The organism is Calorimonas adulescens, from assembly GCF_008274215.1.
Taxonomy (GTDB): domain Bacteria; phylum Bacillota; class Thermoanaerobacteria; order Thermoanaerobacterales; family UBA4877; genus Calorimonas; species Calorimonas adulescens.
This window is the reverse complement of sequence record NZ_VTPS01000020.1, coordinates 34,451-45,916: the sequence shown is the minus strand read 5'-3', so window position 1 is coordinate 45,916 and position 11,466 is coordinate 34,451. Positions and strand designations below refer to the sequence as shown.

Annotated in this window: 9 protein-coding genes; all 9 read right to left on the bottom strand. The window is 42.1% G+C overall.

Annotated elements, in window-relative coordinates; translation table 11 throughout:
• Window positions 1-367 precede the first annotated feature (367 nt).
• Window positions 368-1,438: a peptide chain release factor 1 gene (prfA, locus tag FWJ32_RS11360; RefSeq protein ID WP_149546071.1), complete on the bottom strand. Its 1,071-nt coding sequence runs from the start codon at window positions 1,436-1,438 to the stop codon at window positions 368-370.
• A gap of 228 nt (window positions 1,439-1,666) precedes the next feature.
• Entirely contained in the window at window positions 1,667-1,798 is a 132-nt protein-coding gene (locus tag FWJ32_RS13745) for a hypothetical protein (RefSeq protein WP_275266301.1), read from the bottom strand.
• 6 nt (window positions 1,799-1,804) lie between these two features.
• The gene (locus tag FWJ32_RS11355) at window positions 1,805-2,767 is read right to left on the bottom strand and encodes an ABC transporter ATP-binding protein (RefSeq protein ID WP_149546070.1); all 963 of its coding nucleotides are present in this window, start codon (window positions 2,765-2,767) and stop codon (window positions 1,805-1,807) included.
• Between the two features lie 11 nt (window positions 2,768-2,778).
• Window positions 2,779-3,741, bottom strand: coding sequence for an ABC transporter ATP-binding protein (locus tag FWJ32_RS11350; RefSeq protein WP_275266300.1), 963 nt, complete (start codon window positions 3,739-3,741; stop codon window positions 2,779-2,781).
• 9 nt (window positions 3,742-3,750) lie between these two features.
• Entirely contained in the window at window positions 3,751-5,322 is a 1,572-nt protein-coding gene (locus FWJ32_RS11345; protein ID WP_149546069.1) for a glutathione ABC transporter substrate-binding protein, read from the bottom strand.
• Between the two features lie 144 nt (window positions 5,323-5,466).
• Window positions 5,467-6,363 (bottom strand): ABC transporter permease, encoded by an 897-nt coding sequence (locus tag FWJ32_RS11340; RefSeq protein WP_203227755.1) that lies wholly within the window; start codon window positions 6,361-6,363, stop codon window positions 5,467-5,469.
• Between the two features lie 10 nt (window positions 6,364-6,373).
• Complete coding sequence (locus FWJ32_RS11335; RefSeq protein ID WP_149546068.1) at window positions 6,374-7,315, bottom strand: ABC transporter permease; 942 nt, start codon at window positions 7,313-7,315, stop codon at window positions 6,374-6,376.
• A gap of 231 nt (window positions 7,316-7,546) precedes the next feature.
• Window positions 7,547-9,184 carry a gamma-glutamyltransferase gene (ggt, locus tag FWJ32_RS11330; protein ID WP_238988878.1) on the bottom strand — a complete coding sequence of 546 codons (1,638 nt, stop codon included), beginning with the start codon at window positions 9,182-9,184 and terminating at the stop codon, window positions 7,547-7,549.
• 212 nt (window positions 9,185-9,396) lie between these two features.
• Window positions 9,397-11,466, bottom strand: a complete 2,070-nt coding sequence (locus FWJ32_RS11325) for a sigma 54-interacting transcriptional regulator (protein WP_149546067.1) — start codon at window positions 11,464-11,466, stop codon at window positions 9,397-9,399.

Below are 11,466 nucleotides of genomic sequence, written 5' to 3'. Positions count from 1 at the left end.
CGGAAAACCGCTTCACGAGCTAAAAACAGCCTAATATATTCAAAAAAAGCCCTACCATAGGGGGCTTATTTAAGTATACCCAAAAACAGCTAACCGGGGAGAAAGCCCATATTCCCTTTAAAATTTTGAAGCTGTTTTTTATTTTTTATCCAAAAAAGGGGAGTGCCGCTAACACTTAAATAGTGTTTTGCGACACTCCCATATTTTGATTAATAAAAGTCAACTATCATTCTCTCATCGACATTTACAGGAGTTTCTGGTCTACCGGATATTTTTTTAATATGCCGGCAAAATTATATCTGCATCCAGCTCAATATATGGGACTGTATTTATTAAATGCCTTTGCTGTTCCATTAACTATACTCTTTTACACAGCCTCTTCTTTTAATTTTTCTGTCTGGTCCGCTATGGTAAGTGCATCAATAAGCTCATCCAGATCTCCATCCAGTATGGCATTGAGTTTATACAGGGTCAGGTTTATCCTGTGGTCTGATACTCTACCCTGTGGGAAGTTATATGTCCTTATCCTTTCGCTTCTGTCCCCTGTTCCAACCTGTGATTTCCTGCTTTCAGCTATATTGGCTGTCTGCTCCTCAAGAGCCATTTCATAAAGCCTGGCCCTCAGATATTTTAAAGCCCTCTCTTTATTCTTAAGCTGTGACCTTTCATCCTGGCATGATATTACTATGCCCGTTGGTATGTGGGTTACCCTCACGGCTGAGTCAGTGGTATTAACACTCTGTCCACCATGACCGCCAGAACGGAAAACATCAATCTTTATATCCTCCGGCTTTATCTCGACATCCACTTCCTCTGCTTCTGGGAGAACAGCAACAGTGGCTGTGGATGTATGTATTCTACCACCAGCCTCTGTCTCCGGTACCCTTTGTACCCTGTGCACACCACTCTCGTATTTCAGTCTGCTGTACGCACCCTTTCCCTCTACACTGAATATTATTTCCTTAAATCCCCCCAGGTCAGTTGCATTTGAACTCAATACCTCTACCTTCCACCCCTTGGATTCAGCATACATGGAGTACATGCGGTAGAGGTCTGCTGCAAAGAGTGCTGCTTCTTCTCCACCCGCCCCTGCCCTTATCTCTACGATAACGTTTTTTTCATCGTTGGGGTCTTTGGGCAAGAGTAGTATTTTTAACTCCTCTTCCAGTTTAGCCTTCCTATCCTCCAGCTCCTCAACTTCCGATTCGACCAGTTCTTTAAAATCGTCGTCAAGTTTTTCTCTCAGAAGGGCTTTATTTTCCTCTATTTCATTTATAGTCTCTTTATATTCCTTATATTTCACTACAATCTCTTCTAAGGAAGCATGTTCTTTTACTAATTTTTGCCATCCTTCCCTGTCAGCAATGACATTCGGATCAGCTATCTTTTTTGTGAGCTCATCATACTTTTCTTCTATCGCATCCAGCTTATCAAACATCAAATCACCCCTAATCATTCTCACAGGTTTATATTATATCATATATGCAAATAGTTTTATACTGTCATTTTATATGATTATAACTGAAAGCCCTACAATTTTTAAGGACTGCCGCAGTGGCAGTCCTTATGTCTATGATTATATTGGAGAGGGCAAAACTAAATTATCCCGGCAAGTATAGTAATCTACTCCGGAACCCCTGTATTTATCATCATTTTTACATGGTCTTTATATACCCTGTACGCATTTATACGGAATCTTCTTTATATTATCCCCTTTAATATAAATCTCAGAGTCCTCTGGTATTTCCTTAAAACCTGACATTTCCAGCGCAATATTCATGATGTCATCGGTATTCAATAGTTATCATCTCCTATGATGGCAGGCAACCATATGCCCTCCTCCTATATCTATAAGGTCTGGTTCAACCTCATCACATATAGATGTCCTTTCCGGACATCTTGTTGCAAACCTGCAGCCTGGTGGCAGGTTTATTGGGCTTGGCACATCTCCCTCCAGTTTTATCCTTGAGTGCCTCTTCGATGGATCAGGTATAGGTATGGCAGAGAAGAGTGCCGCTGTATAGGGATGCTGAGGCCTTAAGAAAAGTTCATCCCTGTCTGCCATCTCAACAATCTTGCCGAGATACATAACAGCTACGGTGTCGCTTATATGCTTTACAACGGCAAGGTTGTGAGCTATAAAGATATAGGTGAGATTAAACTGGTCCTGTATGTCCTTCAATAGGTTTATAATTTGGGCCTGTATTGATACATCCAGGGCAGATATGGGCTCGTCGCAAACTATCAGTTTAGGATTTACTGCCAGAGCCCTTGCTATTCCTATTCTCTGCCTCTGACCTCCGGAAAACTCATTGGGGTATCTATTGTAGTGCTCCCTTTTTAGACCAACAACATCCAGAAGCTGGAGTATACGCCTCTGTCTTTCCTTCCCTCTTGCTATATTGTGTATGTCTATGGCCCTGCCTATTATCTCTCCTGCTGTAAGCCTGGGGTTTAACGATGCATAGGGGTCTTGGAATATTATCTGCATATCCTTCCTCTTTGCCCTTAGTTTTTCTTTATCAAGGGTAACAATATCTATGCCTTCAAAATAGATTGCCCCTTCTGTAGGCTCATATAGCCTTAAGATGGTCCTGCCAGTAGTAGACTTGCCGCAGCCAGATTCGCCCACCAGTCCAAGGGTCTTACCCTGTTTTACATTGAACGAGACCCCGTCCACAGCCTTTACGTAATTGATTGTCTTTGAAAGAAAGCCACCTTTTACAGGAAAATATTTTTTAAGTCCCTTAACCTCCAGAAGTTCCATCTTCCCACCCCTCAAATATATTTGAAACAGCGAACCTGCCTATTATCAATTTCTACTATAGGTGGCTCTTCCTCATGACATACTCTATCTGCCATGACACATCTGTCTTTAAACCTGCATCCTTTAAACTTCTCAGTAAGTGTAGGCAATGTCCCTTCAATAGACTTTAACCTATCTTCGTTAACATCAATTTTGGGAATTGAGTCCATCAAACCACGGGTATACGGATGCAGCGGCATAGAAAATACATCCTTTACACTGCCGTACTCCATAACCCTTCCTGCATACATCACTACCACTCTGTCAGCCACTTCAGCCACTACACCTAGATCGTGGGTTATTATTATAACCGACATGTTCATTTTCTGCTTCATTTCCGAAATAAGCTCCAGTATCTGTGCCTGTATCGTGACATCCAGTGCTGTGGTGGGCTCATCAGCTATGAGCAGGTCTGGCCTGCATGAGAGGCCCATGGCAATCATTACCCTCTGCCTCATGCCACCGCTCATTTGATGGGGATAGTCATCTACCCTCTTTTCTGGAGATGGTATGCCCACTAACTTCAGCATCTCTATCGCTCTATCCCTCGCTTCTCTTCTGCTCAAGTCCTGATGCGTAACTAAGGCCTCAATGATCTGATCGCCAATAGTAAAGAGTGGGTTTAATGAGGTCATTGGGTCTTGAAATATCATGGCTATCTTATTACCTCGTATCATTCTCATCTCATATTCTTTTTTAGTAAGTAGCTCATCCCCCTTAAAGTTTATTGAGCCACCTACTATCTTACCTGGCGGGTGAGGAACCAGTCGCATTATGGAGAGGGCAGTGACACTCTTGCCGCTGCCCGATTCCCCTACAATCCCCAATGTTTCTCCTCTCATAACCTCAAAGCTGACATCATCTACTGCTGGCATTACACCATCTATGGTATAGAAATAGGTCTTTAAGCTATTTACTTTTAAGAGTGTGTCCAATTATATCACCTATTCTTTATATGCATCGTTTAGCCTGAACTCTCCGTTGGATTCAAAGGTTATACCCTTTACATTCTTCCTATGGGCCAGTGTCACCACGTCGTTGAACATGGGTATCCATGCCACATCATCAGTCAATGCAATATTGGCTTCCCTTATATAGTTATATCTCTGGTTTTGGTCCACAGTCACCCTGGTCTTCATTATCATTGCGTCCATATCAGGCTTATTGTATCTGGAGTAGTTGGAGGCCCCAATATTGGATGAGTGGAATTGTGGGTACAATAATTCTTCGCCGTCCCCTGTCACATTCATCCAGCCATTCAGGTAGAGTTCTTGATTGCCGGCTTTGCAATATGATAGGAAAGAAGCCCAGTCCATTACATTTAGCTCCACATCTATACCTATCTCCTTTAGCTGTGCCTGTATAAACGGTGCCATCTTCATATATACATCGGTATTGCCTACAGTGAGTGTTGTCTTAAAGCCATTGGGATACCCTGCTTCAGCCAGAAGCTGTTTTGCCTTCTCTGGATCATAATCGTATCCGTGCTGTTCAATTTCTTCATTATATCCAAACAGCTTTGGCCCAATTATACCTCTCGACTTATATCCAAGTCCATTCAATGTGGCTATATATGCATCTCTATTGATGGCATAGGATATAGCCTGCCTTACCTTAAGGTTGTCAAAAGGTTTTTTCTCAAAGTTAAAACCAAGGTATCTGGTTGGATTGCCCTGCATCTCTATAACGTCAATATCCGGGTTATTCTTCAGACGATCCAGCTGCTCGGGTGGGACACCTACCAGAAAATCGGCCTCACCAGTCTCCAGCATAGATACTGCTGTAGCCATCTCAGGAACAACCTTGAATGTCACCTTATCCAATTTTGGTGCTCCCTGCCAGTAATCAGGATTCTTCTCAAGGGTGATGTGGTCGCCTGGTACCCACTCCACAAATTTATATGGGCCTGTACCCGCTCCTACTGGATTTTTGTTGATGTCGCCATTCTGGTCAGCCTTTGGGTTTACTATAGATAGGTTGTCATGGGCCAGAGCTGTCAGCATAATACCATATGGTTTCTTGGTGTGGATAACTACTGTATAGTCGTCAGGCGTCTCAATTGAACTTACAGATTTTAACAGACTTGCCCTTGGTGAAGCTGTCTTCGGGTCCATTATCTTTTCAAAGGTATATTTTACAGCTTCAGATGTAAACGGCGTGCCATCCTGGAATTTAATATTTTGCTTCAGCTTTATAATCCAGGTATTATCATCAGGATTTTCATAAGACTCAGCCAAGAGCGGCTTTATCTCACCTGTCTTTGGGTCTCTCATAAACAGCGTCTCATATATTTCCCTTATGATATTACTGGACGCAGAGTCGTTGGTGAGGATAGGAGAAAGCCCTACTGCGTCGGTCATGGATATATATGTTACCTCTTGAGGAACCTCCTGTGCCTTTTCTGTTTCTCCTGTCTGTGCCTGCTGGTTATTTGTCTGGCTGCCTGAGGAACACGCTGTCATAGTAAAGCTTAATGTCAGTACCAGGATGAGCATGATTAATAAACTTTTTTTCAATTCAGTTTCCCCCTTTAATTTATTAATTCAGAAAACAATTTGATTATACTGTAAAAAAGTCCTATCAAAGAATGGTATGCAACATCAAATGCAACCTTAAAGCAAGTCTACTTCTTACATCGCAATCACAATTTAAGATATTGTCTAAAGTGCATTTTTCAAATTTGGATCCAATGCATCCCTGAGACCATCACCCAGAGAGTTAAAGCCAAAAACCACAAGTATAATGGCAAACCCGGGTAAAAGTGTAAGATATGGCGCCTGAAAGATATAGTTTCTGCCCGTAGATGCCATTGCTCCCCATTCAGCCGCAGGTGGCTGTGCGCCAAGCCCAAGGAAACTTAATGTGGCGGCTGAAAGTATGGCTGTAGCCAGTCTCATTGTTGCATAGACAACTATGGATGACACACAATTTGGTAGTATCTCTTTAAACAGTATCATAAAGTCCGTCTCACCGAGGGCTTTAGCAGCAGCAATGTAGTCCATTTCCTTTATATAAAGGACTGTGCCCCTAACCACGCGAGATATGGTAGGTATAGACCATACTCCTACTGCAATTATCACATTGGCTATGCCTGGCCCAAGTGCTGAAACAATAGCTAGAGCTAACAGGACCCCCGGGAAGGCCAGCAGGATGTCTACAATCCTCATTATTATGCTGTCCAAAGTCGAATAGTAACCAGCTAAGAGCCCAAGGATTACACCAAAGGCCAGGCCAAATCCCACTGAACTAAAACCCACAAGCAGCGACAGTCTTGCGCCATATATAAGTCGGCTCAGCATATCCCTGCCATATTCGTCAGTACCCAGTAAGTGTCCTGGACTGCCAGGAGGCAAAAGCCTTATAGTCAGGTCCTGCTTGTATGGGTCATATGGTGCTAATACCGGGGCAAAAATAGCAACGATAATAAACACTGTGACAATGGCCAGGCCTGTTACAGCCAGTTTGTTCCTTTTGAGGTGCTTCCAGAGATCCACAAATGGACTCTTCCTCCTGTACTTCTCATCAGTGCGTATTGTTATTCCTCCTGTCTCAGTCATCATCTTCGCCTCACTTATACGATATCCTTGGGTCGATAGCGGCATATATTATATCCACCATCAGGTTTATGAGCACAAATGTCGTAGCCACCACAAGCACTGTACCCTGTACCATAGGGAAGTCTCTTGCGTTTATGCTCTGCACCATGAGCCTGCCTATGCCATTTATAGCAAATACTGATTCTACCACAACTGCACCCCCGAGCAGGCTACCAAAGTCAATACCTACCACTGTAATAATTGGAATTAAGGCATTTTTAAAGGCATGTTTCATAATGACAATAAACTCACTGAGGCCTTTAGCCCTCGCCGTCATAATATAGTCCTGATGGATTATCTCTAAAACGGAAGACCTCGTCATCCTGGCAATCATGGCTGAGGAGTTAAACCCCAATGTGACAGCCGGCAATATCATGTGTTTCATCCCATCTAATGTCCACAACTGACCGCTAAGCCCTGATATTGGCAGTATCTTGAGTTCAACACAAAATATTATAATTAGCAGAAGTCCAATCCAGAATGTGGGTGCGGATATCCCAAGTATAGATATGGACATGCAGATGTGATCAAACCATGAATTCTGCTTTACTGCAGAGATGATCCCTGCTGTAACACCTATAATAACCGCTATTAATGCACTGAACAGCGCCAGACCGAATGTATTTACATAACGTGTTGCAATAGCCTCTGACACGGCCTGGCCCGTTTGAAACGAATACCCCAGGTCTCCCCTGACTACCCCGGACATATACCTGAAATACTGCACATAGGCAGGTTGATCCAGCCCCAACTTTATCCTTATATTTGCTATCTCTTCCGCAGTAGCAGTAGGCCCTGCTATAACTTCAGCAGCATCACCCGGGATAAGGTAAATCATCAAAAAGACTACAATTGAAACACCAATCAATACAGGTATAAGCTGCAACAACCTCTTTACAATATATCCAGTCAAAACCTCCCCCTCCAAATTTATGGTATTCGGCACACCATATAAATATTGATATTTAGGTATATGTATTCAACGTAAAATATAAATATCCTTCTTACAAAATTAGAAATTTCTCATAGGGAAATGTTTTCTCTTCAACTTTTTTAACCAAATGCAAATTAATGAATTCAAGAGTATCATAGACTATTTTTGAGGAAAGTTTATGGATTAGCAAATTCATAAAATACATGTACACTACCATACCGCTATATATCCGTCTGTCCTCGGCTCAGTACCACCGCAGAACGTCCCATCATCATTCTTCCAGATGATTTGCCCTCTGCCAAACTCACTTGCATCGTGCATTAATGTGACCTCATGGCCTAATCTGCTCAGCCCCTGAACTATGGATAATGCTGCATGAGGCTCTATTTGTACTTTTTTCCCTCCAACCCACTGGACTCTTGGAGCGTCAAGAGCCTCCTGTGGATTCATATTAAAATCCACCGTATTCATAACAACCTGAACGTGCCCTTGAGGCTGCATAAATCCGCCCATTACCCCAAAAGGTCCTATGGCTTTATTATCTTTTGTCATAAATCCAGGAATTATTGTATGGTACGGCTTCTTATTTGGAGCCAAGCAGTTGTCATGGGATTCGTCAAAAGAAAAATTATATCCCCTGTTTTGAAGGGCTATGCCGGTTCCCGGCACTACCAGCCCCGAACCAAAACCCATATAATTGCTTTGAATCATAGAAACCATATTCCCCTCAGAGTCTGCCGCACACAGGTAGACTGTCCCGCCGTTTTTAGGATTTCCGGCCTCTGGCACAATAGCTGTTTTGCCTATGAGTTTTCTTCTTTCTGCGGCATACGAAGCAGAAAGGAGTTCATCTACAGTTACCCTCATCTCCTTTGGATCAGTCACATATTTTTGCGCATCGGCAAAAGCTAACTTCAGCGCTTCTATCACCAGATGATACGTCTTAACACTTTCTCTTTCTGCAAACTCAAAACCTTGTAATATATTCAGTGCCATCAGTGCAACTATACCCTGTCCATTCGGGGGTAACTCCCACACATCATAGCCCCTGTAATCTATCTTTATAGGCTCTACCCACTCGCTTTTAAATGCCGCCAGGTCATTTTCATCAAGATAGCCGCCATATTTTTTAGAAAATGCACCTATCTTTTCTGCAAGATTGCCCCTGTAAAAACTCTCTGCATTCGTCTCTGCAATTTCCTGTAATGTCCTGCCATGGTCCTTCAAAATCACCATTTCTCCAGGCTGAGGTGCCTTGCCATTTCTTGCAAAGGTTTCAAACCAATATGTGAACTCTTCATCTTTAAGGATCTTCGAATATACGTCAAAAGCACGCTGCCAATGAAAAGAGGTGGTTGGGGCCACCGGATAGCCATTCATAGCATAATCTATCGCAGGTTTTAAAACCTCAGTTAGCGGCAGTCTGCCAAATCTTTTTGAAAGCTCAGCCCATCCTGATGGCGCTCCAGGTACTGTCACTGGAATAAAGCCATACTTTGGTATTTCGGTATAGCCTTTTTGCTTTAATATGGATATAGAGATATTTCTTGGAGCATGTCCACTGGAATTCAGTCCGTAAAGCCTATTCTTTGTCCATACAATAGCAAAATTATCGCCACCAATGCCGTTTGAGGTCGGCTCAACAACCGTCAAACATGCCGCTGTCGCTATAGCTGCATCTACAGCATTACCACCTTTTTTTAAAATGTCAAGACCCGCTTGAGCTGCTAATGGTTGGGATGTCGCAACCATGCCTCTGCTCCCATATATGACATTTCTTCTTGAAGGATAGCTGTACCTTAATGAGTCAAAATCCATGTCACTGCACCTTTCTTTTAATATAATCACCTTTTAACTCATAAAAGTAAATAGAGAACCAGTCTCTGTCGGCTCAGGTATCCCTCCCTCCACTATATAGCTTTATGTGTTGTCTTTATTAATTAGCAAGAATCATGCCACACCATAAATCCCTTCTATTATAGGTATGTTTAGATAATTTTGGTTAGTTATCTGGTTGTTAAATAAGAAATTCTGGTTATATATAACCAGAATTTCTTATCTCATATTGCTTTCCTGTTTAACATTTCCAGTACCCTCATGCCGTTCTCTGTGATCTTACAGCCCTGTTTCGTCCTGCCTATATTTATATATCCCATCTTTGACAGGGTCTGAAGCCTCCACCTCACTTTTTCCTCAGTTAACCCCAGCCCGTATCTATTGTTAAGCTCCAGTAAGATTGTGCCTCTGCCGCACACTCTGCCAGTATCATAATAATGTTTAAGAATACGCAAAATATACTCATATTCCGCCGCTTTTCTGTCCTTACTACGGAAAATTTCTCCCACTGAGTTGGTTGACAATTCATCTTTCAAATTCATATTAATTATTTCATGTGGGAGATCATCCAATCTCACTTCTTTATTTTCACACGTAGCAGATATATACCTAATAACATTTTCCAGTTCTCTCACATTGCCTGGCCATGGGTAATTGTAGAACAGCATTTTTACCTCATCTGACAGTACTAAACCAGGGCAATACTGGGACATAAAGTATTCCGCCAGTGCCACAATATCCTCTTTTCTCTCTCTGAGCGATGGTATGGAAATACTAAGCACATTCAATCTGTAATAGAGGTCCTCCCTAAATTTCCCCTGACGGATCAACTCTTTTAGATCTCTATTTGTAGCCGCTATTATTCTAACGTTTACCGGTATAACCTTGGTTGCACCAAGACGTATGACGCATTTTTCCTGTAAAATCCTTAGTATCTTTACCTGCGTAGAAAGCGTAGCATCTCCTATCTCATCTAAAAATATTGTCCCATTATGAGCAAGCTCAAAAAGGCCAGGCTTACCTCCTTTCCTCGCGCCCGTAAATGCCCCTTCCTCATATCCGAAAAGCTCACTTTCAGCCAGGTTCTCAGGAAGTGCCCCAAAATTAACTGCAATAAACGGACCGTTTCTCCGGTCGGAATGGTTATGTATTGCCTGTGCAAACATCTCCTTGCCGACCCCTGTTTCTCCCCTAAGGAGTACTGGTTCTTCACTCGCTGCAAATTTTTTTGCCTTTTTAACTACACTATACATTGAATCACTTTTATTGACTATGTCGTCAAAATTAAATCTTGCAACATGCCCTCTTTCATAGAGCTTACCCCTCACCTCCTGCTCAAGTCTCTGCATCTCCGTAACATCCTGGTATGTGGCAACCACACCGGTCACTGTACCATCCATGAAGAGCGGCGTCTTGTTGGAGATAAGGTGCCTATTGCCTATCCTTTCAAGAGTGTCTGAAAGGGCCTTTTTTTGCCCGATGATTTTTCTAAAGTTGTTTTGGGGTATAATTTTACATATATTTTTACCCATAACCTCTGTCCTCTTATAGCCAAATAATTCTTCAGCCTTTGGATTAAATACAGTGATATTGCAATCTGCATCAGTGGCAACTATTGCATCATGTACGGAATTTAAAATGGCATCCAGTTCATGGTTAAGTCTGTTTTCAGTCGTGATCGTACGGTTAAGTTTTTCCGCTTGAAGTATAAACTCCCTTGTGTATTCTATTATATATTTATCCACAATTTCTATCGGGAGGTTAAAGAAATTTGTTATCTTAAAGATAGTTGATATGGCAATCCTCCTTACCCCAACATCAATAACTTTCTTAATGCCTGCTGGAACAATGTCTCCCGCAGCAGGAGATATTGCTACATCTATGCCGTTTATGTCAAGGCCACAGCCTGGATAATATGGGATAAGCCTCAGGTGATTTATGCCAACATCAATAATTTCATTTATCGTATCCTCGGCTGAAATCTTCAAATTGCTGACAACAAGTGCTTTTTCCCCTTGTGGAAGGGCAATAATCTCGTTGAGATTGTCTAAATAAATGTATCTTTCTGCCACCAAGAAGTTCTGTATGAGCATATTCTTAGAATTTTTATATTCATTGAATACAGCCTTGTTGGAAAAAAGTACAAGTGACGCCTCGTCAATATCCTCCTGACAAAGCTCATCAAGGCATCGAGCCTTAACCAAAATACTACCTTGAAATATCTCTCGGAGCTGATTGCTTAAAATCTCTTTTGCATTTGCAGCTTTTGCAATGAGTAAGAGAGTACCAGGCAT